The sequence below is a fragment of the Streptomyces sp. NPDC111656 genome, assembly GCF_055656965.1.
The window spans coordinates 104,086-129,850 of record NZ_JBVKCA010000006.1 but is presented as its reverse complement, the minus strand read 5'-3'; the positions used below and the strand labels follow the sequence as shown (position 1 = coordinate 129,850).

Here is a 25,765-nt window from a genome sequence, read left to right as displayed (position 1 = left end):
CCATACCGCCGAAGCTGAGCGGGCGCTTAGCGTGCCCGCTCGGCGCCCGCGTCCTGACGGTCCCGGATCACCTTGGCCAGCGTGAAGGACGACGTCACCAGATAGAGGACGGCGATGGCCAGAAAGGCTCGCACCCAGGCGTCGGCGTGCAGCTTGTAGATACCGACGGCGGTCGCCACCATGGCGACGGAGAAGGAGGCCACGGCCTGCCCGTAGAAGGCCGCCGTGTTCTGATGCTTGACGGGTGTCTCACTCATGGGGACAAGGGTCGGCGGACGCGACCGGCGCCGCATCCGCCCACGTACTCAGCACCGCGTGCGGGCGTACTCAGACAGAAGACGGAGACCCTGGCCGGCCTCAGAAGGCGGAAACCCCGGTCAGCGCACGCCCGATGACCAGCTTCTGTATCTGACTGGTGCCTTCGTAGAGGGTCATCACGCGGGCGTCGCGCAGCAGCTTGCCCGCCGGGTACTCGTCGATGTAGCCGTAGCCGCCGAAGACCTGGAGTGCGTTGTTCGCGGCGCGCACGGCGGCCTCGGAGGCGAAGAGCTTGGCCTTCGACGACTCCGTGGCGAAGGGCAGCCCGCGGTCGACGAGATCGGCGACCCGCCAGGTCAGCAGCCGTGCCGCGTCCACGTCGACGGCGATGTCGCTGATCAGTTCCTGGACGAGCTGGTGGTGCGCGATGGCCTTCCCGAACTGCTCCCGCTCGGTCGCGTACCGCACGGCGACGTCCAGGGCCGCCTGGGCGATGCCGACGCACCCGGCGGCGACCGACATCCGCCCCTTGGCCAGGGCGGACATGGCCACGGAGAACCCCTTGCCCTCGGGCGCCAGCATGGCGCTCGCGGGTACGCGTACGTCTTCCAGGACGAGTTCGGCGGTGGCCTGGCCGCGCAGGCCGAGCTTGCCGTGGATGGTGCGGCGGGTCAGGCCGGGGGTGTCGGTCGGCACGAGGAAGGCGGAGACGCCCTTGTGGCCGGGCGCGTCGGTGGAGCGGGCGAAGAGCAGGACGACGTCGGCCCAGGTCCCGTTGGTGATGAACATCTTGGTGCCGTTGATGACGTAGTCGTCGCCGTCGCGTACGGCCTTCGTCGTCAGGTTGCCCGCGTCCGAGCCGGTGCCGGGCTCGGTGAGGCCGAAGCAGCCCACGTACGCGCCGGAGGTCAGTCCCGGCAGCCAATGCCGCTTCTGCTCCTCGCTCCCCCAGTACGCGATCGTCTTGGCGACGAGACCGAGCGAGACGGAGACGATGCCGCGTACGGAGGAGTCGCCGCGGCCCAGTTCCTCCGTCACGAGGCAGTACGCGAGGTGGTCGCCGCCGCTGCCGCCGTACTCCTCGTCGACGGTGAGCCCGAGGAAGCCGACCTCGCCGAGCTTCTTCACGAGCGAGCGGTCGACCTCCTCCGCCCGGTCCCACTCGACGACATGAGGGGCGATCTCGCGGTCCACGAAGTCCTTGGCGAGTTGCCGGACGGCGGTCTGCTCCTCGCTGAGCTCCAGGTTCATGACGGTCACCCCATTTGAAAGCCGTACATTCGAAAAGCTAAATTAGCACTGCTAGTTTAAGTCCGCAGCCCTACTATGTGCGCCATGGCCCGACCGCGCAAGCCCCTCCTGAGCACCGACCGGATCGTCGACACGGCACGGGCCCTGGTGGACGCGGAGGGTCTGGCCGCCCTCTCCACACGGCGGCTCGCCGCCGAACTGGGCGTGAGCGGGCCCTCCCTCTACAACCACTTCCGCACCAAGGACCAGATCCTGGAAGCGGTCGCGGACTCCGTGAGCGCGCAGGTCGACCTGTCGATGTTCGAGGACGGGCGGGACTGGCGTACCGCCCTGCACGACTGGGCCATGTCCTACCGGGCGGCGCTGCGCGACCACCCGAACATCGTCCCGGTCCTCGCCCGCGGTCCCGGGCGCCGACCCGCCGGGCTGCGCCTCGCGGACGCCGTCTTCGGCGCGATGGTCGACGCCGGCTGGCCACCGGCCCAGGCCACGTCGATCGGCGCCCTGATGCGCTACTTCATCATGGGCTCCGCCCTCGGGTCCTTCGCCGGAGGCTTCGTCGACGACGAGAGCGCGTACGATCCCGCCGACTATCCCCACCTCGGGCAGGCCCACCTGCTCGCCGAGCAGCAGGAGAAGGTGGACGAGCGGGCCTTCGAGGTGGGGCTCGGGGCGTTGCTGGACGGGCTGACGGAGCAGTTCACAAGGGTGACGGCCGAGGGCTGACGGGTGGGTTCGTCGGCTGCGGGTGGGTGGGGGCTGGCCGCGCAGTTCCCCGCGCCCCTAAGCCACGGGGCTACGCCCCAGCGCCCCACCGGCCGCCGGCCGCCGGCCGAAGAGCGTCGGGCGCACGGCAGACGCGGGCCGAAGCCCCGCCTCAGGGGCGCGAGGAACTGCGCGCCAAGCCCCCACCGGCCGTCAGCCGAAAAGTGTCGGGGGCGGGAGATGCGGGGCGAAGCCCCCGCCTCAGGGGCGCGAGGAACCGCGCGACCAGCCCCCACCCTCCCGCAGCCGAGCGACCCGGAACAGGCGGGAAATCCGGGGCGGAGCCCCGACCCAGGGGCGCGAGGAACTGCGCGACCAGCCCCCACCCACCCGCGGCCGAGCGACCCGGAACAGGCGGGAAATCCGGGGCGGAGCCCCGACCCAGGGGCGCGAGGAACTGCGCGACCAGCCCCCACCCTCCCGCAGCCGAGCGACCCGGAACAGGCGGGAAATCCGGGGCGGAGCCCCGACCCAGGGGCGCGAGGAACCGCGCGACCAGCCCCCACCCACCCGCAGCCGAGCGACCCGGAACAGGCGGGAAATCCGGGGCGGAGCCCCGACCCAGGGGCGCGGGGAACTGCGCGGCCAGCCCCCACCCTCCCGCGGCCGAAGAATCCCCCGCGGCCCGGAGACCGTTCGGCGGGGGCCGAACGGTCGAGGGCGGATGATGGGCGGCATGACGAGGTCGACGGATCCGGTCGCACCGGGACTCGCCGCGCTGGCGGCAATGTTCGCGGACGAGACCCGCGCCACCTTCCTGCTCACCCTGCTCGACGGCCGCGCCTGGACCGCGGGTGAACTGGCCAGGCACGCCCACGTCGCCCCCTCGACGGCCAGCGAACACCTGGGCAAGCTCGTCGCAGGCGGCCTGCTCACCGAGGAACGACAGGGCCGACACCGCTACGTACGGCTCGCGGACCCCCACGTCGCCCAACTCGTCGAGGACCTCGCCGCCCAGGTCGCACCCGACACCACCCGCCGCCCCCGCACCCTGCGGGAAGCCGGCACGGGCTCCGCGATGGCCCGCGCCCGCACGTGCTACGACCACCTCGCCGGCCGCCTCGGCATCACCCTCACCGACGCCCTCACCCACCGCGGCCTGCTCCGCCAGGACACCGGGTTCGCGCTCACGGACGCGGGCCTGCGATGGTTCGACGAGGCAGGCATCGACCTGAACCGCACCGGCCGCCGCCCCCTCACCCGCGGCTGCCTCGACTGGACCGAACGCCGCCCCCACCTCGCGGGTACCGCAGGCGCGGCCCTGTGCCGGCACGCCCTGGACGCCCACTGGTGCGTACGCATCGGCTCGGAGCGCGCGGTCAAGGTCACGCCCGACGGCGAGCGCGCCTTCGCGGAACTCCTGGGCATCGAGGCGACGGCACTCCGCTGAGCAGCCATGCCCCACCGCGGCGTCCGAAATCCGCGAGCCCCCTGCCCCGTACCCACCTAGCCTCGGGACCATGATGAACGCCACCTCCCCCGCGTCCGCCCGTCGCGCGGACCTGCTCGCCGCGGGCGCCGCGACCGTCACGGTCGTGCTGTGGGCCTCCGCCTTCGTGTCGATCCGCAGCGCGGGCGCGGCGTACTCGCCGGGCGCACTGGCACTCGGGCGGCTGCTGGCGGGATCCGTCGCGCTGGGCGCCTTCTGTCTCGTACGCGGCGAGGGGTGGCCGCCGCGCGCGGCCTGGCGCGGGATCGCGATATCCGGCCTGCTCTGGTTCGGCTTCTACATGGTGGTGCTCAACTGGGGTGAGCAGCAGGTGGACGCCGGCACGGCGGCTCTGGTCGTGAACATCGGCCCGATCCTCATCGCGCTGCTCGGCTCCCGGCTGCTCGGCGACGCGATGCCGCCGCGGCTGCTCGCGGGCATGGCGGTGTCGTTCGCGGGGGCGGTCGCGGTGGGGCTGTCGATGTCCGGCGAGGGCGGGTCCTCGGTGCTCGGGGTGGTCCTGTGTCTGCTCGCCGCCGTCGGCTACGCGGCGGGGGTCGTCGCGCAGAAGCCGGCGCTCGGGCGGGCGAGCGCCCTCCAGGTGACCACGTTCGGCTGTCTGGTCGGGACGGTGGCGTGCCTGCCGTTCGCGGGGCAACTCGTCCACGACGTGGCCCACGCGCCGGCCACCGCCACCCTCAACGTGCTCTACCTGGGCGTCTTCCCGACCGCGCTGGCGTTCACGACCTGGGCGTACGCGCTGGCCCGGACCACCGCGAGCCGGATGGGCGCGACGACCTACGCGGTGCCCGCGCTCGTCGTCGCGATGTCCTGGCTGTTCCTCGACGAGGTACCGGCGCTGCTCACGCTCGCGGGCGGCGCACTGTGCCTGGCCGGAGTCGCGGTGTCCCGCTCCCGCCCCCGGTCCAAGGCTTTCAGGGACGCGGGGAACCGCGCGACCGGCCCCCGCACACCCGCGGACAACCAAGCCACCCGGGGCTAGAACACCACCAGCGCTCGTCCGCCCTTACCCGCCACCATGTTCTCGAACGCCCCCGCGATCCCGTCCAGCCCGATCCGCTCGGTCACCAGCATCCCCAGATCCAGACGCCCCGCCCGCACATGCTCCGCCAGCACCGGCAGATCCCGCGCGGGGTCGGAGTTGCCGTACACGCAGCCGGACAGCGTACGGCCCCAGTGGAAGATCTCCAACGCGTTGAAGGTGATCTGCTGGTCCTTGCCACCGATGCCGACGACCGTCGTACGTCCGCCGCGGCGGGTGGAGTCCCAGGCCGCGCGAATGGTCACGGCACGGCCCACACACTCGACGGCGACGTCGACACCTTGCTTGCCGGTGAGGGAACGGATCTCGCGGGCGGTGGCGTCGGAGGCGACGACGTAGTGCGTGGCACCGGCCTCGCGTGCCAGTGACTCCTTCTCCGCGGAGATGTCCACCGCGATGACCTGCGACGCGCCCGCGATCCGCGCCGCCTGGAGCGCCGCGAGCCCGACCCCGCCCACCCCGAACACGGCGACACTCTCACCGGCACGGACCCGCGCCGAGTGGTGGACGGCGCCGTAACCAGTGAGGACGGCGCAGCCGAGGAGGGCGGCATCGGTGAGGGGGATGCCGTCCGGGACGGGGAGTACGCAGCCGGCGGCCACGACGGTCTCCTCGGCGAACGCCGCGACGTTCAGGCCGGGATGGAGGTCGCTCCCGTCGGAGGCACGCCGCGCGTACACGTCCCCCGCGCCGGTCAGCGCGTTGGCGCACAGCCACACCTCCCCCAGCGAGCAGGCGTGACAACTTCCGCAGGAGGGCGCCCAGTTGAGGACGACTCCGTCGCCGGGCGCGACACCCGTCACGCCCTCCCCGACAGAGACGACGGTCCCGGCACCCTCGTGGCCGAGGACGGCGGGGACGGGCACCCGCATGGTGCCGTCGGACAGCGAGAGGTCGGAGTGGCAGACCCCGGCGGCGGCCAGCCGGACGCGGACCTGGCCGGGACCGGGCGCCGGGAGGTCGATCTCGACGATCTCCAGGGCGGCGCCCACGGCGGGAAGTACGGCAGCGCGAACCACGTAGAAGCTCCTCGGCCCAGAACTCTGGAACTGACTGGAATGGAGTGGAACGGAGTGGAGTGGAGTGGAGTGGAACGGGTCAGAACTGGAGGGACTTCGTCTGGAGGTACTCGGACAGGCCGTGCGCGCCCAGCTCCCGTCCGACCCCCGACTGCTTGTAACCGCCGAACGGGGCACTGGGGTTGAACCGGCCGCCGTTGATGTCGACCTGCCCGGTGTCGAGCCGTCGCGCGAAGGCGACCGCCTCGGCCTCGTCGCCCGCCCACACCGCGCCCGCGAGCCCGTACACCGTGCCGTTGGCGATCCGGACGGCGTCCTCCTCGTCCTCGTACGGGATCACCGACAGCACCGGGCCGAAGATCTCCTCCTGCGCGATCGTCATCTCCGGGGTGACGTCCGCGAAGACGGTCGGCTGGACGAAGTACCCCTGCTCGCGCGGGGATTCGGGGCCGCCCGCGACGAGCCGGGCGCCCTCGGCGACGCCCTTGTCGATGTATCCGCGCACCCGCGCCTGCTGCTTGGCGTTGACGACCGGGCCGATGCGGTCTCCGTACTTCGCCGCGGCGGTCGCGGCGAGTTCGACCGCCTCCTCGTACCGGGCGGCGGGCACGAGCATGCGGGTCCAGGCGCTGCACGTCTGGCCGGAGTTGGACATCACGTTGGCGACGCCGACGTTGACGGCCTTGGCGAGGTCGGCGCTCGGCAGGATGACGTTGGCGGACTTGCCGCCGAGTTCGAGGGCGACCCGCTTGATGGCCGCACCGGCCGTCGCTCCGATCCGCCGCCCCACCGCCGTGGAGCCCGTGAAGGAGACCAGGTCCACGTCCGGGTGTTCGGCGAGGGCCTGGCCCGCGACCGGGCCGAGGCCGGTGACGAGGTTGAAGACGCCCGCCGGGACGCCCGCCTCCGCGACCGCCTCGGCGAACAGCTGGGCGGTGAGCGGGGTGTCCTCGGCGGGCTTCAGGACGACCGTGCAGCCCGCCGCGAGCGCGGGGGCGACCTTGGCGACGATCTGGTGCAGCGGGTAGTTCCAGGGCGTGATCGCGCCGACCACACCGATCGGCTCCTGGTAGACGGTCGAGTTGCCGACCTTCTCCTCGAAGGCGTAGGTGGCCGCCAGTTCGGCGTACGAGCCCGCGACCAGGATCGGTACGGCCGCGTGGACCGCCTGCGAGAAGGACAGCGGGGAGCCGAGCTCCGCCGTGACCGTCTCGGCGATCTCGTCCTTGCGTGCGGTGAGGACGTCACGCAGGGCACCGAGCCGCGCGGCCCGCTCGGCGGGCGGGGTCGCGGCCCAGGCCGGGAAGGCGGTGCGGGCGGCCCGTACGGCGGCGTCGACGTCCTGGGCCGTGCCCGCCGGAACCCGGCCGAGAACCTGCTCGTCCACCGGGTTCACGACCTCGATGGTGTCCGTCCCTGCCGCGGGGCGCCAGGCACCGTCGATGTACATGCCGTCATGTGCCTTCATCGTGTTCCTCCCGGGCGGGGGCGTACCGTCCGCCTCGCGGCGTCGTCCGACCCACAAACTAGCGGTGTTAGTTTTCAGGCGCCAGACGTCTTCCCGCGACTCACCCTGCTCACCTCACTCGTCCAGGTCCGGCAGCCGCGCCGGAGCGGGGCAGATGCGTTCGCCGTGCTGGTCGAAGACGAACAGATGGGCGAGGTCGACGAGGAGGGGCACCTGCATGCCGTGACGGAGGTCGAAGTCGGGGGTGGTGCGGACCACCAGGTCGCCGGGGAGCCGGCCCTCCGGCGGTATCTCGTCGTCGCGCGCGGGACCCACGTCGGCGGGGTCGTCGAGGTCGACCACCGGGCCGGCCCGCAGACCGGCCCGGCGGTCCCGGAGACGGTCGAGGAGCGAGCCCTGGCGACGGCGGCGCCCGACCGGGCGGACCGGGCGCGGTGCCTCCAGATCCGGGACGAACGCGGGCCGCGAGCCGGTGTTGAAGTGGACGAGCACCTCGTGCCCCTGGAACTCCACATGCTCGACGAGACCGCTGATCGCCACCTCGCCCGGCCGGGCCTCCGAGGGCTCGGCCAGGCGGACGGCCTCGGAACGCAGCCCGACGATGACCTCGCGGCCCTGCTGCACCCGCAGCAACCGCTGATCCACCGACCAGGGCTCGCGCAACGGCAGATACTGCTTTCCGAGGCTGATCGACATGGCCCCGTCGAGCGGGGCCCGCACCATGCCGCGCAGCAGATTGATGCGCGGGGTGCCGATGAAGGCGGCGACGAAGACGTTCGCGGGCAGCGCGTAGACCGTACGGGGTGTGTCCAGTTGCTGGAGGACGCCGCCACGCAGGATGGCGACCCGGTCGCCGAGCGACAGCGCCTCGGCCTGGTCGTGGGTGACGTACACCGTGGTGACGCCCAACTCCCTGGTGAGCGAGGCGATCTCGGCGCGCAGGTGGTTGCGGAGCTTGGCGTCGAGGTTGGAGAGCGGCTCGTCCATCAGGAAGGCGGAAGGGTGGCGGGCGATCGCACGTCCCATCGCCACGCGCTGGCGCTCGCCGCCCGACAGCTGGTGGGGGAAACGGTCGAGGAGGTCCTCGATGCCGAGCATCCGGGCGGTGGCGTCGACCCGCGGACGCGGGTCCTCGCCGGGGGTCTCGATGCGCAACGGGAAGCCGATGTTGTCGCGGCCCGTCATGCTCGGATAGAGGGCGAAGTTCTGGAAGACCATCGCCATGTCCCGCTCGGACGGCGGCAGATCGCCCGCGTCCTCACCGTCGAGGCGTACCTCGCCCTCGGTGGCGTTCTCCAGGCCGGCGATCATCCTGAGCACGGTCGACTTGCCGCAGCCGGAGGGACCGAGCAGGACGAGGAACTCGCCCGGCCGGATGTCCAGCGACAGCCGCTCCACCACGCGGACACCGCGCGTATACGACTTGCTGACCTGGTGCAGGGAGATGGCGCGTGTCATGAAGGGTGCCCCCGGGGGCTCAAAGGGCGCTGTCGCTCCGCGGTCGAGACGCCCCGAGCGGGCCGCAAGGGACGTATGAGTCACGGAAGTTAACGGACCGCGACCACCCGGGGGAAGACACCCGGCGGGATCCGGCGTGTCGGTTCCCGCCTCGGTTCCCGTCCCTGTTCGGGCGCGGCGGAAACGGACGATCGCCTACCGGCCCGACAGACACGTCACCGCACCCTCGTCGGGCCGGTCGGGAAGGTCAGATGTCGCTCTTGCGGCGCAGGGGCACTGCGGGCCGTACGGGCTCGGTGCGGCCTGCGGGCGCCTTCCTCGGCGAGCGCAGCGCGACCCCCGACGACAGCACCAGCAGCGCGCCCAGCATCACGAACGGCGCGGCCACACCGGCGACCCCGGCGACCAGTCCCGCCGCGGCCGGGGCGGCCACCTGCCCCAGGCGGTTGCCGGTCAGCCGCAGGGCCAGGGCCGTGGAGCGGGCCTCGTCCGGGGCGGCCTGCACGACCGTCGTCATGGACAGCGGCTGGCCGACGCCCAGACAGAAGCCGAGGACCAGCAGCATCGCGGCCAGCGCCCACACCGGCACGGGCAGCGCGAGGCCCGCGCACAGCACACCGGCCACCAGACAGGTCGCGGTGAGCAGCGCCGCCCGGCCCAGCACTCGCAGCATCGGCGTCATGACCAGTCGGCAGGCGATGGTCGCCGCCGCGCGCAGGCTGAGCAGCAGACCGATCACGGACGGCGCGATGCCCCGGTGCTCGCCGACGACGGGCAGATACGCGGTCAGGATGTCCGTCGCGGACAGCACGGAAAGGCTGATGAGGATGCCTGCGGGTACGCCCCGGGCACGCAGAATGCGGTGCACGGGCACACGCTCGCCCTGAGCCGTACGGGACTCGGCGGGCGTACGGTGCTCGATGCGCCAGAGCGAGGTGAACGACACCGCGGCGAGCGCACCCGCCACGAGCAGGGCCTGCGCGCTGCTGCCCGCCCGGTCCGGACCCCCGATCAGAAGGCCCGCGACGATCGGCCCGACCAGTTGGCCCAGGGAGGCGCCGATGGTGAAATGGCCGAAGTTGCGGTCCTGTTCGTGCGGCGCGGACTGCCGGGCCACGATCGACTGGGCACCGATGACGAAGCAGAGGTGACCCAGGCCCATCACCCCGCTCCAGGCAGCCATCGCCCCCAGCGAGTCCGCCGTACCGCTGAGCGCGCAACCGCCGGCGATGAGGACGACTCCGACGGGCAGCAGCGGGGCACAACGTCCGTGGTCGGTACGGCGGCCCAGCGGTACGGCGGCGAAGAGGGGCAACAGGGCGTACACGCCGGCGATGACACCGATGGCGCGTTCGTCGGCGCCCAGGGCGAGGGCCCGATAGGAGACGGCGGGCCGGGCCATCGACACCGCCCCCTGCGCGAAGCCGAAGGCGATGACGAGACGCAGCAGCCAGCCGCGGTTCCGACCGGGCCCCACGGGGACACCCCTCCATCCGATGACGGATAACAGATGACGGATTTCAGAGAACAGGTGACAGATGACGGATTTCAGATGACAGGTAACAGATGACGAAAACTGTCAGTCGACATCCGTCCGTCAGATGATGCCGAACAGAATCCCCGCCCCCAACACCACCAGCGAAGTCAGCGCCGCCCACTTCACCACGAACCTCGTGTGGTCTCCGAACTCGACCTTCGCCATGCCGACAAGGACGTATACGGCGGGCACCAGCGGGCTGGACATGTGCAGCGGCTGGCCGACGAGCGAGGCGCGGGCGATCTCCAGGGACGAGACTCCGTGCGCCTGGCCCGCTTCGGCGAGGACCGGGAGGACACCGAAGTAGAAGCCGTCGTTCGACATGAAGTAGGTGAGCGGGATGCTGAGGACACCGGTGACGAGGGCCATGTGCGGGCCCATCCCGTCGGGGATGTTGGAGACCAGCCACTTGGACATGTGGTCGACCATGCCGGTGCCCTGGAGGACGCCGGTGAAGACGGCGGCGGCGAAGACCATGCCGGAGACGTTGAGGACGTTCTCGGCGTGGGCGCCGAGGCGGGCCTTCTGGTCGGGCATGTGGGGGAAGTTGACGGTGAGCGCGAGTGCGGCGCCGAGCAGGAAGAGGACCGGGATCGGCAGCCATTCCATGATCATGGCGGTGAGCAGCGTGACCGTGAGGAGCGCGTTGAACCAGTAGAGCTTGGGGCGCAGGGTGGCGCGGTGGGGGTCGAGACCCTGGAAGTCGTCGTCCGCTTCGGGCAGATCGGCGTCGGTGCCGGAGCCGGTGCCGGAGCCCGAACCACCCGTGCGTGCCGCCTTCTTCGCGACGGCGGCGGCGCCGTCGCCGGAGGCGCCCGCACCCGCGCCGACGAGCACCGTCTCGGTCTCCGGCTCCAGGACCTCGTCCAGCGTCAGCACGCCGAGCCGCTTGCGCTCGCGGCGTCCGAGGACGTACGAGAGGGCGAGGACGCCGAGCAGGCCGACGGCGAGGGCCGGGATCATCGGGACGAAGATGTCGCTGGCGTCGAGCTTCAGCGCGGTCGCGGCACGGGCCGTGGGGCCGCCCCAGGGGAGCGTGTTCATGACGCCGTTGGCCATGGCGGCGACGCCGGTCATCACGACCAGGCTCATCTTGAGGCGCTTGTACAGCGGGTACATCGCCGAGACCGTGATCATGAAGGTGGTCGAGCCGTCGCCGTCCAGGGAGACGATCGCGGCGAGGACCGCCGTGCCGACCACGATCCGCAGCGGGTCGGCCTTGCAGAACTTGAGGATCCCCCTCACGATCGGGTCGAAGAGGCCGACGTCGATCATCACTCCGAAGTAGACGATCGCGAACATCAGCATCGCCGCCGTGGGGGCGAGGCTGGTGACGCCGTCGATGACGTAGTCACCGAGCTTGGCGCCCTTTCCGACGAAGACACAGAAGAGTGCCGGGATCAGCACGAGCGCCGCGATCGGCGACATCTTCTTCAGCATGATCAGGACCAGGAAGGTCGCGATCATGGTGAAGCCGAGGATGGTCAGCATGAGTTGGATTACCTATCGTTCGCCCTTGAACTCCCACCAGGGACGGCGGTGCGATGACGTTAGGTCGGGCAAGATTGCCTTAACAAGATGTTGACACGCGAGCAATAAGCGCAAAACTCCAGGTCACAGGCTTGTCTCGGTGAGCGGAGGCCCGCTACGGGCACGCTGCGAGCTCCACCGGTACCCCGTTGAGCACCGCCGTACCCGACAGCGGGTCGAGGAGCGAGCCGTCGAGGAGCTGGTTGACGTTGACGCCCGGTTCGAGGGCCGCATGGCTCATCCGGGTGCCGGGGCGGTCGTGTCCCCAGCCGTGCGGCAGGCTCACCACCCCGCGTCGTACGGTGTTCGTGACCTCGGCCGGGGCGACCACTTCTCCCCCGGCGCCCTTGACGCGCACGGCCGCCCCGTCGGCGAGGCCGAGGCGTGCCGCGTCCTCGGGGTGGATGTGCAGGGTGCAGCGGTTGGTGCCGCCGGTGAGGGCGGGGACGTTGTGCATCCAGCTGTTGTTGGAGCGCAGATGGCGCCGGCCGACGAGGACGATCGCGGCCGGACGCTCACGCAGGGCGGCGCGCAGCCGGGGAAGATCGTCGACAATCGGTGCCGGCAGCAGCTCGATCTTTCCGCTGCGCGTCTTCAGTGGCTGCGGCAGACGTGGGCGCAGTGGTCCGAGGTCGATGCCGTGCGGGTGGGCGAGCAGTTTCTCCAGGCTCAGGCCGTCGGGCCGGGCGCCGAAGCCCTCGCCGTACGGGCCGAGGCGCAGCATCATGTCGAGCCTGCGTTCGGGTCCGCTCTCGCCGGTGAGCCGTGTGGCGAGTTCCTTCGGGTCGCGTTCGTGGACGGGTCCGTGCGGGTCCTGGACGGCCTTGCCGAGGGTGGAGTCGATGACCATGGCGTCCACGGCGGACGGGTCGGCGCCGTGCATGCCGGTCGCGGCGAGCACCAGCCGGGCGAGGATCTCGGTCTCGGCCATGCGGCCCGGTTCGAGGGGGACGGCGGGGCGGTTGTAGCGGACCTGGTTGCGTACGGCGAGGGTGTTGAAGGCGAAGTCGTGGTGGGCGCTCTGGGAGGGCGGGGGCGGCGGCAGCACGACGTCGGCGTGGCGTGCGGTCTCGTTCAGGTACGGGTCGACGCTGACCATGAAGTCGAGGGAGTCGAGGGCCTTGTCGAGGCGGTTGCCGTCGGGCGCCGACAGGACGGGGTTGGCGGCGATGGCGATGAGGGCGCGGACGGGGCTGCCCTCGGGTGTGGCGGTGTCGATCTCCTCGGCGAGTGCGGCGAGCGGCAGTTCGCCCTTGGCCTCGGGGTGGCGGCTCACCCGGCTGTGCCAGCGGCCGAGCGCGAAGCCGCGGCCGGGTCCGGCGGGGCGGGGGGTCTTGTCGGTGGCGGCCTGCGGGAAGAGGGCACCACCGGGGCGGTCGAGGTTGCCGGTGAGGATGTTGAGGACGTCGACGAGCCAGCTGGCGAGGGTGCCGTGCGGGACGGTGCAGCTGCCGATGCGGCCGTAGACGGCGGCGGTGGGGGCGGCGGCGAGTTCGCGGGCGAGCGCGCGGATGGTGTCGGCGTCCACGTCGCAGGCCTCGCTCGCGGCCTCGGGGGTGAAGTCCCGTACGGCGGTGGCGAGATCTTCGACGTCCTGGACGTGCGGGGCGAGGTCGCGCAGGTCGACGAGTTTCTCCTCGAAGAGGACGTGCGTCATCGCGGCGAGCAGCAGGGCGTCGGTGCCGGGGCGGACGGTCACGTGGCGGTCGGCGAGTTTGGCGGTACGGGTGGTGCGCGGGTCGATGACCGTCAGGGTGCCGCCGCGGGCGCGCAGTGCCTTGAGCTTGCCGGGGAAGTCGGGGGCGGTGCACAGACTCCCGTTGGATTCCAGGGGGTTGGCGCCGATCAGGAGGAGGTGGTCGGTGTGGTCGAGGTCCGGGACCGGGATCGCGCCCGCGTCGCCGTAGAGCAGGCCGCTGGAGACGTGTTTGGGCATCTGGTCGAGCGTGGAGGCGGTGAAGACGTTGTGGGTGCGCAGCGCGGTGAGCAGGACGGGCGGGTAGAGGGCGCCGGCCATGGTGTGCACGTTCGGGTTGCCGAGGACGATGCCGAGGGCGTGCGGGCCGTACTGCTCGACGATCGGGCCGAGGCCCGCCGCGATCGCGTCGAAGGCCTCTTGCCAGGTGGCCTCGCGCAGTTCGCCGTCCGTGCGGACGAGCGGGGTGCGCAACCGGTCGGGGTCGCCGTCGGCGGCGCCGAAGGAGGCGCCTTTGGGGCAGATGAACCCCTTGCTGAAGACGTCGTCGCGGTCGCCGCGGGCGCCGGTGACCCGGGTGCCCTCGATGGTGAGGGTCAGCCCGCAGGTGGCCTCGCAGAGGGGGCAGACGCGCAGGGCGGTGCGGGAGTCGGGGGTGGCGCCGGAGGTGCGGGACACGGGTCCTCCCGGAGGACGGTGGCGGCGGTGGCACACGGACTCGGCCGAGCATACCGACCGGTACGGATGGGAGGGAGGGCCTGAAGGGGGTGAGGTCGGGAAATCGCGAGCCTGCCCCCGGCCCGCGCGCTGCAGCGGTGGAGCGGCAGGGCGGTGCAGCGGTTCAGTCCAGAACCCTGGCCAGATACGCGCGCAGCAGCTCCCGCGTCTCGCCGATGATCCGCTCGTCCCCCTCCGGGGCGATACGGAAGGCCAGGTGGACCAGGCTGTCGGCGGTCTCCACAGCGACCAGGAAGGTGCGCCGGAGGTCTTCGTCGGGGGTGCGGTCGAGGAAGGCGGAGAGGAGGTCGGTGAGGCGGTCGGCGACGCGGGTGTTGGGCTCGGCGTCGCGGACGCCGACGGGTATCTGGTTGCCGAAGTCGACGAGGGAGAAGCCGGGGGCGGTGCGCTTCATGGCGAGGTACTCGTCGAGCACGGCGTCCATGGCGGCGCGCCAGCCCTGTGCGCCTGTCGCCCGGAGGCGTTCGGTGACGCGTTCGGTGTAGCGCTCGAGGTTGCGCTGGGCCAGTGCGTCGGCCATGGCGCGCTTGTTGCCGAAGAAGCGGTAGACGGAGCCGATGGGGACGCCCGCGCGCTGGGCCACGGCCCGGGTGCTCAGGGCGTCGTAGCCGACCTCGTCGAGAAGGTCGGCACAGGCGTCGAGGATCCTGGTCAGTCGTTCGGCGCTGCGCCGCTGAACGGGCGCGCGGCGCAGCGAGGTCGCTTGGGGCACAGGCTTCATGATGCCTTTCCGCCGGGATCCGGTGAACCTCGCGTGTCGTTACGGCCCGCGACGCCGCTCCCGCTCACCGTCGATGTCGGTGTCGACGCGGGGGCCGACGGGCTCGACGGGGGCGGCGTGGCAGGTGCCGACGGCCGGGTCGAGGCGGCGGCCCCGGAGGCGGTGATGTCCGCCGTGCTCTCGACGGGCTTGCCGTGGACGGCCCACGCCGTGCGGTCGTCGGCGTACAGGCGCGCGGTGACGTGGTGGGTGCCGCGTGGGACCAGGCCGCCGGCGAGGTGGTACTCGGCGGTGCGCAGGGTGGCGAGGTTCCGGCCGTCCAGGGACAGCAGCGCGACGCCGCGGCCGGCCACGGCCTCCGCCTTGGCGGCGGCGGGCGAGAAGCGGAAGCGGTGGACGGTCAGGCGGACGTCCCAGCCGTCGTCGGAGGCCGGTTGGACCTCGATGGCGACCTCGGGTGCGCTCTTCTTGTCGACCTCACGGTAGTGCCGTCCTTCTTTATCCGTATCGTCCAGGATTTTGCCCACGGGTGAGGGCGACACCGCGTCCCTCCGCTCGTGTGCGGCGCCGGTGCCGCAGCCCGCCGACGCGCCGAGCAGGGCGCAGACCGCGAGCGCGGCGAGCACTCCACGCTTCCACGACATGCCGGGGACATTAGAACAACGCTCTGACAGGCGGATCCCCCTGGAGTCGGGTTCTTGGGCCGTGCCGCCGACCCTGGGGCGTACTCCGCGCGGAGGTCCCGGCGCCGCGCGTTCGTCGGCCACGCACCTCGGCGTACCTCTTGCGCGCGAAAAAACTGAATCCTACGGTGAAGCATAGGAATCAGGCGCGAGGGAGCGATCATGAGCGGGGACGCGAGGAAGACGGCCGAGAGGCTGACCTACCTCACCGGATTCGGCAACGAACACAGCTCGGAGGCGCTCCCCGGAGCGCTGCCGCACGGCCGCAACGCGCCCCAGCGCGCCCCTCTCGGGCTGTACGCGGAGCAGCTGAGCGGTACGGCGTTCACGGAGCCGAGGGCGCACAACCGGCGTTCGTGGCTGTACCGGATCCGTCCGTCGGCCGCGCACCCCGCGTTCACGCGCACGGACAACGGCGCGCTGCGCTCGGCGCCCTTCACGGAGACCGAGCCCGACCCGAACCGGCTGCGCTGGAACCCGCTGCCGGAGCCGGCGCGGGGCACGGACTTCCTCGCGGGCCTGTGGACGCTGGGTGGCAACGGCGACGCGACCCAGCGCACCGGCATGGCCGTGCACCTGTATCACGCCGATTCCTCGATGGACCGCGTCTTCAGTGACGCCGACGGGGAGCTGCTGATCGTGCCGGAGCGCGGCGGGCTGCTGCTGCGGACCGAGTTCGGGCTGCTGCACGTGGAGCCGGGCGGGGTGGCGCTGATTCCCCGTGGGGTCCGCTTCCGGGTGGAGCTGCTGGACGCCGCGTCCGACGGCGGGCAGAGCCCGACGGCCCGCGGCTATGTGTGCGAGAACTACGGGGCGCCCTTCCAGCTGCCCGACCTCGGCCCGATCGGCGCCAACGGGCTCGCCAACGCGCGGGACTTCCTCGCCCCCGTCGCCGCGTACGAGGATGTCGAGGGCCCGGTGGAGGTGGTCAACAAGTTCTGCGGCAACCTCTGGACGGCGACGTACGACCACTCGCCGCTGGATGTCGTCGCCTGGCACGGCAACCATGTGCCGTACGTCTACGACCTGCGCCGTTTCAATGTGATCGGCACGATCAGCTACGACCACCCGGACCCGTCGATCTTCACGGTGCTGACCTCGCCGAGCGACACCCCGGGCCTCGCCGGGGTCGACTTCGTGGTGTTCGCGCCGCGCTGGCTGGTGGGCGAGGACACCTTCCGGCCGCCGTACTTCCACCGGAACGTGATGAGCGAGTACATGGGGCTCATCGAGGGGGCGTACGACGCGAAGGCGGAGGGCTTTGTTCCGGGGGGCGGTTCGCTGCACAACATGATGTCGGCGCACGGGCCGGACCGGGAGACCTTCGACCGGGCCGGCGCCGCCGAGCTGCGGCCGCAGAAGATCGACGACGGGCTGGCGTTCATGTTCGAGACCCGGTGGCCGGTGACCGCCACGGCGCAGGCGGCGCACGCGGAGCATCTGCAGCACGGGTACGACGGCGTGTGGCAGGGCCTCCAGCGGCACTTCGGCCCGTTGCACTGAGCGTCGGCGACCGGTACGGATATCCCTCGTGACCTCCTTCGCCCCGGACTCGATCGTCCTGAACCGCAAACTCCCGCTCTGGTACCAGGTGTCGCAGTCCCTGCGTGCCTCGATACTCGGGCGCTCGCCCCAGGAACCGCTGCGCCTGCCGACCGAGGAGCGGTTGGCGGGTCACTACGGGGTGAGTGTGCTCACCATGCGGCAGGCGCTCAAGGAACTGGAGGACGAGGGACTGATCACCCGCCATCGGCGGCGGGGCACGTTCATCGAACCGAGCGCGCAACGGGGCGCTCCGGTGCGGCTGCTGGGCTCGGTGGACACGATCGTCGCACAGCAGTCGGGCATGACGACCGAGCTGCTGGACCACGGGAGCGTGCCGGTGCCGGCCGAACTCGCCGAGTACTTCCCGGATCTGGCCGAGGTGGGGACGTACCACCGGCTGCGCGGCGACGAGAAGACCGGTGAGCCGACGAACCACGCGCGCAACTACGTCCGTCCCGAACTGGCCGCGCGGATCGACCCGCAGGACCTGGTGCGCTGGCCCATGACCAAGGTGCTGCGGGACGTGGTGGGCGTCCGCATCAGCCGGATCACCGACACGGTGGAGGCGCGGCTCGCGGATCCGGAGACGGCCCGGCTGCTCCAGGTGCCGCTGCTCAGCCCGATCCTGCACTACACGGGCATCGTGCACGGCGAGGACGGCCGCGCCCTGGACGTGGCCCGCATCCACTACCGCGGTGACCGCTTCTCCTTCACGGTCACCCTCGACGCCCACTGACGATGGCGTACGAGACCGGCGCGCAGCGCGCACGTCGTACGATGCCGGGCGTGACGCACGACGACGCTCCGCTGCTCGCGGACCTCATGCCGTGGTCCGTCGCACCGCCGAGGCTGGGCCGGGGGTGGCCGACGGCGCCCGACGCGGCGTCCCTGAAGGCGCGCTGGGACACGCTGATGAAGGCCGAGGGGCAGGGCCGCGAGGCCTTGTTCGGCCCGACGCGCTCGCGCACCACGCACTCGGCCGTCGGACAGCTGCCGGGGCAGTCCAGCGGGACGGCCCGGCTGGAGCGCGAGTCGGGGCCCTGTCCGGAGCCGGTCCGCGTCCTGCACGGCCCGTTCGACGAGCAGTGGCTGATCCCGGACCACCGGCTGATCGACGCGGCGCGCCCCGAGCTGTGGCGGGTGGCCGACGAGCGGCAGATGTTCGTGATGGAGCAGACGGCGGCGTCGGACACGTCGGGGCCGGTGCTGCTCGTCGCGTCCGTGCTGCCGCTGGGCGCCGGTCGCGGCGGCCGTGTCCGCCCCCTCCACCGGCGCCCCGGGGGCCGCGAACCGAATCTGGCGCCCGGCCTGGTGGAGCACCTCGGCACCCGCCTCGGCCACTCCCCCGACCCCGTCGACGTGCTCGCCTGGGCGGTCGCGGTCGCACGGTCGGGCCGTGACGGATGCGCCGTCCCGCTCACCGCGGACCCGCAGGCGTGGGCGCACGGCGTCGGGTTGGGACGCCGGATGCTGTGGCTGATGCGCCGCGACGGCGAGCGCCCCAAGCTCCCCGGGGGCCGCCGCCCCTATGTCCGCGCCCCGCTCCCGTCACGCCCCGTCGACGTGCGCTACGACCGCGACGAGGAGGCCCTCCTCCTCGACGAGGGCCGTATCTCGCCCGTGCCGCCACAGGCCTGGGACTTCGAGGTGGGCGGCGTGCGCGTCCTGGAGCAGTGGTTCGCGGCCAGGACCGAGCCGGCGGAACCACCCGAGCCGGGCACCCTGGAGGCGATCCGGCCCGCCGGCTGGCAGCAGACCTGGACGTCCGAGCTGCTGGAACTCGTCACGGTGCTGACCTTGCTCGCGGAACTCCGCCCCCAGCTGGCCGAGTTGACGATCGGTCAGCCGATCACGCGGACCGAGCTGCGCGAGGCGGGTGTGCTGCCGGTTCCGGAGGCGGCGCACCGGCCCGCTTCCGTCCTCGATCATCACGAAGAAGGCCCAGAAGGACAGTTCGCGCTCATCTGACCCCATAGGTCCGACAGCCCCGTAGATCTAACCCTTCGGTTCGAACGCGTCCAGCACCCGCCCCAGCGCCCGCTCGAACACCGCCTCCAGGTCGATCGGGCCCGCGTCCTGCGTGAAGGCGGCCGCCATCCGCGGATACGCGCCGGTCGCGATCCGGCTGCCGAGGTAGGCGATCCGCATCGCCTGCTCCTGCTCCGCGGACCAGGGCAGGGAGCGGGTGCGCTCGGCGGTGGCCAGTTCGTTGCCCACGTACGTCGTCACCACGCCGTTGAGCATCGCGATCAGCTCCATCTTCGTGCCGTACGACGCGTCCAGCGGGTCGAGGCAGACGAGACAGTGCTCCAGGTAGCGCAGGGCGTTGGGGCTGAAGCCGTAGACCGGGGACATCAGGCGCGGCAGCCACGGGTGGCGGTGCATGAGGGCACGGGTCTGATGGGCGACCCGGAGCATGTCGGCGCGCCAGTCGCCCGTCGGCTCCCAGGGCTCGTGCTCACCGCTGATGGCGTCAACCATCAGTTCGTACAGGTCCTCCTTGCGCGGGACGTAGTTGTACAGCGACATCGTGCCGCAGCCCAGCTCGGTGGCCACATGCCGCATCGAGACCGCGTCGAGCCCGTCCGCGTCCGCGATCCGCACCGCGACGGCCGCGATGTCCGTCCGGCTGTAGGCCGCCCGCGGACCACGGCCCGCACGCTCGGGGCGGGCCCAGATCACTTCGGGTACGGCACTGCGCCCTGTCATGTCGTCGATCACCTCGCCACCATCCTAGTTACGTACAGCGTACGTAGTGAGCTATGGTCACCCCATGACAACTACGTACACCGTACTTAGTGAAGGTCTGGAGAAGAGCTTCGGAACCAAGGGGGAGGTCGTCCACGCGGTGCGCGGGCTCGATCTCGCGGTGGCCGCGGGCACCGTCTGCGGGGTGCTCGGACCGAACGGCGCGGGCAAGACCACGGCGGTGCGCCTGCTCACCACGCTGCTGCGGCCCGACGCGGGGTCCGCGCGGATCGCCGGGCACGACCTCGTGCGGGAGGCGGCCGCGGTGCGCGGCGCCATCGGGGTCACCGGGCAGTACGCCTCCGTCGACGGCGACCTGACCGGCCGGGAGAACCTGCGGCTGTTCGCGCGGCTGCACCGGATGCGGGACGCTCCCACGCGCGCCGGTGAACTCCTCGAACGCTTCGGGCTCGCCGAGGCCGCCGACCGGCCCGCGTCCACCTACTCGGGCGGTATGCGGCGCCGCCTCGACCTCGCGGCGAGCCTGATCCGTCGCCCCGAGGTGCTCTTCCTCGACGAACCCACCACCGGGCTCGACCCGGCCAGCCGCAACCAGATCTGGGAGGCCGTGCGCGCCCTGCGGGGCGAGGGCACGACCGTGGTGCTGACCACGCAGTACCTGGAGGAGGCCGACCGGCTCGCCGACGACATCGCGCTCGTGGACCACGGCCGGGTCGCGCACACCGGATCGCCCGCCGAACTCAAGGCGCTCATCGGCTCGTACGCGGAGGTCGTCGTCGCCCACGCCGACGCGATGCCCGGCGCGGCGGCCGTCCTCGACCGGCTCACCGGCTCCGAACCGGCGTTCGCCCCGGAGCGGCACGCGGTCGGGGCGGTGACCACCGATCCGACACTGACCCTGCCCCGGCTCGTCCGTGAACTCGACGCCGCGGGGGTGCCCCTGCTCGACGCGAGCCTGCGTCCGCCGACGCTCGACGACGTCTTCCTGCGCCTCACCGGAGGCCGCACCGACCGCAAGGAGCTTGTGACATGAGCACGTTGGCGTACGGCGGGACCGCGATGCTGGGGCGGCACCTGCGGCGGATCCGGCACAATCCCGGGCTGCTGATCCTCACCCAGTCCATGCCGATCACGATGCTGCTGTTCTTCGGCTATGTCTTCGGCAGCGCCCTCGCGACACCCGGACAGGAGTACCGCGCCTTCCTGCTGCCGGGACTGCTGGTGGCGACCGCCGCGAACGGGATCATGACCGGCATGTTCCAGGCCGCCCAGGACTCGCACCGGGGCGTGATGGACCGCTTCCGTACCCTGCCGATGAACCGGGCCGCCGTGCCGCTCGGACAGGCGCTCGCGGACCTCGTGGTCACCGCCGTGGGCACGGTGCCGCTGATGCTGGTCGGGCTGGCCGTGGGCTGGCGGATCGAGGGGTCGGCGCTGCGGGCGGTGGCCGGCGTCGGACTCCTGCTGCTCTTCCGGTTCGCGACGACCTGGATCGGCATCGTGCTGGGGCTCGCCTCACGGAGCGAGGAGGCGGCCGGGCAACTGGGCGGCGCGACGTTCATCCTGCCGCTGCTCTCGAACGCGTACATCCCCACCGACAACCTGCCCGGCTGGCTGCGCACGGTGGCCGAGTGGAATCCGATCAGCGCGGTGACCACGGCACTGCGGGACCTCTTCGGGAACGCACCGGTGCCGGACGAGGGGGCCTGGCCGGTGACCCATCCGGTGGCCGGGGCGCTGACCTGGTGCGCCGTCATGCTCGCGGTGTTCGTGCCGCTCGCCGTGCGCCGGTACGCGACCGGGGAGCGATGAACCCCAACGGGGGCTCGGGCACCCGGGGTTGACGACGGCCGAGGGCCGGCAGGAAGGGGAGACGGAAACCGCCGCGCGCCGCCGGGTGGGAGCGAGGCGCACAAAAAGACGAACGGGGGTACACCCGCGCTCCGGGAACACACCGGGGCGGCGCTGCGTGCCGTGGGGACGACGGGCGGCGAGAACGCAGCGCTTACGCCAGGGCGGTGTGGTCGCCCGAGCGCGGGTTCGAGTAACGCACGACCGTACTAGTGGCCGCCGAACAGCGAACGACGCAGCCGCTTCAGAGGGGCGAAGAGCGAGACCCGCCGTACGCGCGCGCCCCTCCCACTGCTGTCGTGCGTCGTGTCACGCGCGGTGAGCTCACGCATCAGCGAGGTCGCCTCGGCCGTCTCGCGCTGCGGGACGGCAGGGCCGCCCAGCACCGCCAGATGGCGGTCGAGGCGCGAGCTGGTCGCGCTGCTCCCGCAGGTGATCGCAGGGACGCGTGCCCTGCTGCGCACTGTTATCTGTTCCATGTCTCTCCCCACCCGTACGAGTCCACCCGGCCCGGGCAGGCTAACCCTATCGCTCCCTCGTGGCACTCGTGTATCGCGGTGGCAGGATTCACCTTCCCCGTAAGGGTGTTGACGGTTACTCTCCGAATCCGACCGATTTCAGGGCGAGTTGTGCAACAGGCGAGGTGGTGGGCTGTACAGAGCCCCCCTGCGGCTCGACGGTGACAGCGAGTGACGTGGCGTTGGTGCTCAGTCCGTCGGCTATCAAAGGCGTGTCGCCCTCGAAGAGCCCGAGGGAGCGCGGTTGCACGTTGGGGCGCATGAGCCACAACTGGCGCACGCGCCCCCCTGATGGAGTGGCAAGACCGCTCAAGGTCACGACGGCGCGCCGCTCCGATGCGGAGGCGACCACTCCGATTCCGCGGCCCTGTGCGTCCCGATCACTCGTCGCCCGGGCGTCGGGGGCCGCCAGAACGTGGGCGATCTCACGCGCCTGGGCCCGCTCCTGGTCCAGCTTGTCCTGGGTCTGTGTCGCCTGCACGGCGAAGAGGGACGCCACGACGAGCGCCGCGGCGGCGGTGGCGGTGGAGAGCGGGGCGAGCAGCGACCGGAAGCGCGGGGTCCGGCCGCGCGCGGGCCCGTGCGCCGCGCGCCCGCGGGGCACTCCGTTCGGCAACGCCTGCGACGGGTGGGCGGGGTGCGACGGGTCCGGCGCCTCTTGAGGAGTCGTGCGTACGGCGGTCAGGACCCGTTCGCGCAGGGCGGCCGGGGCGGGTGCCGTGGTGGACCAGGCGAGCCGCACCGCGTCCTCGCCCAGCTCCCGCACCTCGGCCGCGCACCGGGGGCAGCCCTGCAGATGGCGCTCGAAGCGGCGGCGTTCGTCGGGTTCCAGCGCGTCGAGGGCGTAGGGGGCGGCGAGCGAGTGCAGATCGCGGCGCAGCAGACGGTCGAGGACGCTCATACGACGCCTCCCTGGGGGTGTGAGGCGCGGCTGGGCAGTTCCAGGGCGCGGATACGGGGGCGTCGGGAGCCGGGGGGAAGGCGCCGGTGGTGTGGAGCACGGCCCTGGTGGGCGAACTCGGGGGCCGGCGCGGCAGGCCGGCGGATGAACTCTTGATCCGGCGCGGCGGACTGACGGGCGAACTCCTGATCGGGCGCGGCAGGCTGACGGGCCGGCCCGCCGTCCCCGTGGCGCGGTGTCCGACGCGCGCTCATGCCACACCTCCCAGGCAGTGGCGCATGCGTGTCAGTCCGTCGCGCATACGTGTCTTGACCGTGCCGAGCGGCAGGGAGAGGCGTTCGGCGACTTCGCGATAGGTGTAGCCGTCGTAGTAGGCGAGAGTGACGGACTGCCGTTGCAGCGTGGTCAGCCGCTCCAGGCAGCGGCGCACCCACTCGCGTTCGAGCCCGGCCTCCACCTCCTCGGCGACCTGATCGAAGGCGGGATGATGGGCGCGCTGCCCCTCACGCTGCTCGCGTTCGGTGGCCGCGCGGGCGCTGCGAACCCGGTCGACGGCGCGGCGGTGCGCGAGGGTGAGGATCCAGGACAGGGCACTGCCCCGGCCGGGGTCGAACCGCGCGGCGGAGCGCCAGAGTTCGAGCAACACCTCCTGGGCCACCTCCTCCGACTGGGCCACGTCCCGCACCACACGGCGTACGAGTCCGAACACGGGTCCGGACACCTGCCCGTACAGCTCCTCGAATGCCTTCTGGTCGCCTCTGGCCACGAGCACCAGAAGTTCGTCCGCCTCCACTCGTTCCCCCCTCTCCGGCCGCGCGCGGCCTGTCCCTGCACCTACATCTTCGCAGCGCGAGCTCACTCGGATGGGTTACGGATCAGGACGGGGAAAAAACGGGTCGGTTGCCAAAGAGTGATGAGAGGTCAGTGAGAGTGCCGTGAAAGAAACCTGGCCCGTCGATGAAACGAGCCGCGAAACCCGCCGTAAGAACGTTTGGGATTCGACCAATCCACCCCGGCGACCGCTCCGAATGGCGTGCGTCAGGCAATTGGGATCTGAGGACGGACGGCATGACACCTATCTCCAGGAGTGGCTTGGGACGCAGGAGTCTCGCGACCCTCGTCTGCGGTGCGCTGGCTGCCGGGGGGCTCGTAGCCGCCGGCGTAGCTGCGCTGGACCCCGGGGCGGCCTCCGCCTCCAGTCACCGGGAGGCCCCGCTCATCTCGGGCACTCCCCAGTACGACAACACCGACCTGTACGCATTCGTCAGCCCGGACAAGCCGGACACGACGACCGTCATCGCGAACTTCATACCCTTCGAGGAGCCGGCCGGCGGGCCGAACTTCTACACGTTCGCCGACGACGCCCAGTACGACATCCACATCGACAACGACGGTGACGCGCAGAGCGAGCTGGTGTACCGGTACACCTTCAAGACGCACCGTAAGAACGGCGACACGTTCCTCTACAACACGGGCCCGGTCAACAGCCTGGACGACCCGGACCTGAACATCACGCAGACCTACGACATCGATCTGCTGCGGCTGCACAAGCAGAAGGTGATCTCCAAGACGAAGGTCGCCGACGACATCCCGGTCGCGCCGTCGAACGTCGGCAAGGCGTCGATGCCCGACTACACGAAGCTGCGCAACCAGGCCGTGTACAAGCTCGCGGGTGACTCGACGACCTTCGCCGGCCAGGCGGACGACCCCTTCTTCGCCGATCTGCGGGTCTTCGACCTGCTGTACGGCGGCAACCTGTCCGAGGTCGGGCGGGACACGCTCAAGGGCTACAACGTCAACACGCTGGCCCTGCAGGTGCCCAACTACATGATCCAGGAGTCGTCGCACCAGCCGATCGTCGGCATCTGGTCGACCGTCCAGCGCAGGGACGCCCGCGGTTACTACACCCAGGTCTCGCGCCTGGGCAGCCCGCTGGTCAACGAGGTCGTCAACCCGCAGAAGGACAAGGACAAGTTCAACGCGTCCTCGCCCTGGGAGGACGCGCAGTTCCTGAAGAACGTCACCAACCCGGAGCTGCCCAAGCTCATCGAGGCGATCTACAAGATCAAGGCGCCCGCCGAGCCGCGCAACGACCTGGTCGACGTGTTCCTGAAGGGTGTGAAGGGTCTCAACCAGCCGCCCAAGGTGACTCCGGCGGAGGAGCTGCGACTCAACACCTCGATCAAGCCCAGCATGCACCCCAAGCGGCTCGGTGTGCTCGACGGCGACAAGGCGGGCTTCCCGAACGGACGTCGGCTCGCCGACGACGTGATCGACGCCTCGCTGCGGGTCGTCGAGGGTGAACTCCTGGGCCAGAAGACCGGTCTGTCGGACTCGGTCGACAAGAACGACAAGAGCTTCGAGAAGTCGTTCCCGTACGTGGCCGAGCCCACCTCGGGTTCGCGTGGAGCGCTGGCGAAGGGCGCCGGAAGCGACGTCAAGAACCAGCTGGGTGACGCCCTGCAGACGGGCTCCGGCAGCACCGACGTCATGCTGATCGCGGGTTCCGCGGCGGCGGGCGTGGCCGGGGTCCTGCTGATCGGCGCCGGCGTCATGTGGTGGCGCCGCCGCATGTACAACCGGGCCTACTGACCGGCCCTGGCGACCGGGCCCGTTGACCGGGCC

23 protein-coding genes are annotated in these 25,765 nt (G+C 71.5%); 9 read left to right on the top strand and 14 right to left on the bottom strand.

Features of this window, described 5'->3' with window-relative positions; translation table 11 throughout:
- Positions 1-26: 26 nt before the first annotated feature.
- On the bottom strand, positions 27-257 hold the full coding sequence (locus ACZ7M3_RS19540; RefSeq protein WP_067365118.1) for a YiaA/YiaB family inner membrane protein: 231 nt from the start codon (positions 255-257) through the stop codon (positions 27-29).
- Between the two features lie 100 nt (positions 258-357).
- Complete coding sequence (locus tag ACZ7M3_RS19535; protein ID WP_472064736.1) at positions 358-1,509, bottom strand: acyl-CoA dehydrogenase family protein; 1,152 nt, start codon at positions 1,507-1,509, stop codon at positions 358-360.
- 84 nt (positions 1,510-1,593) lie between these two features.
- On the opposite strand from ACZ7M3_RS19535, the gene ACZ7M3_RS19530 reads away from it, so the two are divergent.
- The 3 genes from ACZ7M3_RS19530 (at position 1,594) to ACZ7M3_RS19520 (ending at position 4,706) form a co-directional block, all read left to right on the top strand.
- Positions 1,594-2,235 (top strand): TetR/AcrR family transcriptional regulator, encoded by a 642-nt coding sequence (locus ACZ7M3_RS19530; protein ID WP_472064734.1) that lies wholly within the window; start codon positions 1,594-1,596, stop codon positions 2,233-2,235.
- 703 nt (positions 2,236-2,938) lie between these two features.
- Positions 2,939-3,664, top strand: coding sequence for a metalloregulator ArsR/SmtB family transcription factor (locus tag ACZ7M3_RS19525; protein WP_351303676.1), 726 nt, complete (start codon positions 2,939-2,941; stop codon positions 3,662-3,664).
- Positions 3,665-3,737: 73 nt separating this feature from the next.
- On the top strand, positions 3,738-4,706 hold the full coding sequence (locus tag ACZ7M3_RS19520) for a DMT family transporter (protein ID WP_472065229.1): 969 nt from the start codon (positions 3,738-3,740) through the stop codon (positions 4,704-4,706).
- Here the strand turns inward: ACZ7M3_RS19520 and ACZ7M3_RS19515 are convergent.
- The 8 genes from ACZ7M3_RS19515 to ACZ7M3_RS19480 all read right to left on the bottom strand — a co-directional run bounded on the left by ACZ7M3_RS19515 (position 4,703) and on the right by ACZ7M3_RS19480 (position 15,577).
- The gene (locus tag ACZ7M3_RS19515) at positions 4,703-5,785 is read right to left on the bottom strand and encodes a Zn-dependent alcohol dehydrogenase (RefSeq protein WP_472064732.1); all 1,083 of its coding nucleotides are present in this window, start codon (positions 5,783-5,785) and stop codon (positions 4,703-4,705) included. The genes ACZ7M3_RS19520 and ACZ7M3_RS19515 overlap by 4 nt on opposite strands.
- Before the next feature lie 79 nt (positions 5,786-5,864).
- Positions 5,865-7,253, bottom strand: a complete 1,389-nt coding sequence (locus ACZ7M3_RS19510) for an aldehyde dehydrogenase family protein (protein ID WP_472064730.1) — start codon at positions 7,251-7,253, stop codon at positions 5,865-5,867.
- 114 nt (positions 7,254-7,367) lie between these two features.
- On the bottom strand, positions 7,368-8,711 hold the full coding sequence (locus tag ACZ7M3_RS19505; protein WP_472064728.1) for an ABC transporter ATP-binding protein: 1,344 nt from the start codon (positions 8,709-8,711) through the stop codon (positions 7,368-7,370).
- 247 nt (positions 8,712-8,958) lie between these two features.
- The gene (locus ACZ7M3_RS19500; protein WP_472064726.1) at positions 8,959-10,188 is read right to left on the bottom strand and encodes an MFS transporter; all 1,230 of its coding nucleotides are present in this window, start codon (positions 10,186-10,188) and stop codon (positions 8,959-8,961) included.
- 120 nt (positions 10,189-10,308) lie between these two features.
- On the bottom strand, positions 10,309-11,739 hold the full coding sequence (locus tag ACZ7M3_RS19495) for a CitMHS family transporter (RefSeq protein WP_472064724.1): 1,431 nt from the start codon (positions 11,737-11,739) through the stop codon (positions 10,309-10,311).
- A gap of 154 nt (positions 11,740-11,893) precedes the next feature.
- Positions 11,894-14,152 (bottom strand): molybdopterin oxidoreductase family protein, encoded by a 2,259-nt coding sequence (locus tag ACZ7M3_RS19490; protein ID WP_472064722.1) that lies wholly within the window; start codon positions 14,150-14,152, stop codon positions 11,894-11,896.
- 163 nt (positions 14,153-14,315) lie between these two features.
- A complete protein-coding gene (locus ACZ7M3_RS19485) occupies positions 14,316-14,933 on the bottom strand; it encodes a TetR/AcrR family transcriptional regulator (protein WP_351303655.1) in 618 nt (205 codons plus the stop codon).
- Positions 14,930-15,577: a nuclear transport factor 2 family protein gene (locus tag ACZ7M3_RS19480; RefSeq protein WP_472064720.1), complete on the bottom strand. Its 648-nt coding sequence runs from the start codon at positions 15,575-15,577 to the stop codon at positions 14,930-14,932. Before ACZ7M3_RS19480 ends, ACZ7M3_RS19485 begins: the two co-directional genes overlap by 4 nt.
- Before the next feature lie 201 nt (positions 15,578-15,778).
- Here ACZ7M3_RS19480 and hmgA point away from each other — a divergent pair, with 201 nt between their 5' ends.
- The 3 genes from hmgA to ACZ7M3_RS19465 are packed head-to-tail and all read left to right on the top strand — an operon-like array spanning position 15,779 to position 19,129.
- Complete coding sequence (gene hmgA / locus ACZ7M3_RS19475) at positions 15,779-17,119, top strand: homogentisate 1,2-dioxygenase (RefSeq protein WP_472064718.1); 1,341 nt, start codon at positions 15,779-15,781, stop codon at positions 17,117-17,119.
- A gap of 28 nt (positions 17,120-17,147) precedes the next feature.
- Positions 17,148-17,897 carry a GntR family transcriptional regulator gene (locus tag ACZ7M3_RS19470; RefSeq protein WP_054231081.1) on the top strand — a complete coding sequence of 250 codons (750 nt, stop codon included), beginning with the start codon at positions 17,148-17,150 and terminating at the stop codon, positions 17,895-17,897.
- Positions 17,898-17,938: 41 nt separating this feature from the next.
- On the top strand, positions 17,939-19,129 hold the full coding sequence (locus ACZ7M3_RS19465) for a type ISP restriction/modification enzyme (RefSeq protein ID WP_472065227.1): 1,191 nt from the start codon (positions 17,939-17,941) through the stop codon (positions 19,127-19,129).
- A gap of 27 nt (positions 19,130-19,156) precedes the next feature.
- Here the strand turns inward: ACZ7M3_RS19465 and ACZ7M3_RS19460 are convergent, their stop codons facing one another.
- Positions 19,157-19,870 (bottom strand): TetR/AcrR family transcriptional regulator, encoded by a 714-nt coding sequence (locus ACZ7M3_RS19460; RefSeq protein WP_472064716.1) that lies wholly within the window; start codon positions 19,868-19,870, stop codon positions 19,157-19,159.
- A 64-nt stretch (positions 19,871-19,934) separates the two neighbouring features.
- Here ACZ7M3_RS19460 and ACZ7M3_RS19455 point away from each other — a divergent pair, with 64 nt between their 5' ends.
- Both ACZ7M3_RS19455 and ACZ7M3_RS19450 read left to right on the top strand, forming a co-directional pair.
- Entirely contained in the window at positions 19,935-20,903 is a 969-nt protein-coding gene (locus ACZ7M3_RS19455) for an ATP-binding cassette domain-containing protein (RefSeq protein ID WP_472064714.1), read from the top strand.
- Positions 20,900-21,682: an ABC transporter permease gene (locus ACZ7M3_RS19450; RefSeq protein ID WP_472064712.1), complete on the top strand. Its 783-nt coding sequence runs from the start codon at positions 20,900-20,902 to the stop codon at positions 21,680-21,682. The genes ACZ7M3_RS19455 and ACZ7M3_RS19450 overlap by 4 nt, the downstream gene beginning before the upstream one ends.
- Positions 21,683-21,930: 248 nt before the next feature.
- Here ACZ7M3_RS19450 and ACZ7M3_RS19445 read toward each other — a convergent pair whose 3' ends face one another.
- The 3 genes from ACZ7M3_RS19445 to ACZ7M3_RS19435 form a co-directional block, all read right to left on the bottom strand.
- A complete protein-coding gene (locus ACZ7M3_RS19445; protein WP_095855504.1) occupies positions 21,931-22,200 on the bottom strand; it encodes a hypothetical protein in 270 nt (89 codons plus the stop codon).
- A gap of 115 nt (positions 22,201-22,315) precedes the next feature.
- Positions 22,316-23,140, bottom strand: a complete 825-nt coding sequence (locus tag ACZ7M3_RS19440) for an anti-sigma factor (RefSeq protein ID WP_472064710.1) — start codon at positions 23,138-23,140, stop codon at positions 22,316-22,318.
- A 250-nt stretch (positions 23,141-23,390) separates the two neighbouring features.
- The gene (locus tag ACZ7M3_RS19435; RefSeq protein ID WP_351303632.1) at positions 23,391-23,933 is read right to left on the bottom strand and encodes a sigma-70 family RNA polymerase sigma factor; all 543 of its coding nucleotides are present in this window, start codon (positions 23,931-23,933) and stop codon (positions 23,391-23,393) included.
- Between the two features lie 275 nt (positions 23,934-24,208).
- On the opposite strand from ACZ7M3_RS19435, the gene ACZ7M3_RS19430 reads away from it, so the two are divergent.
- Positions 24,209-25,732: a DUF4331 domain-containing protein gene (locus ACZ7M3_RS19430; protein ID WP_388532255.1), complete on the top strand. Its 1,524-nt coding sequence runs from the start codon at positions 24,209-24,211 to the stop codon at positions 25,730-25,732.
- The last annotated feature ends 33 nt before the right edge of the window (positions 25,733-25,765 follow it).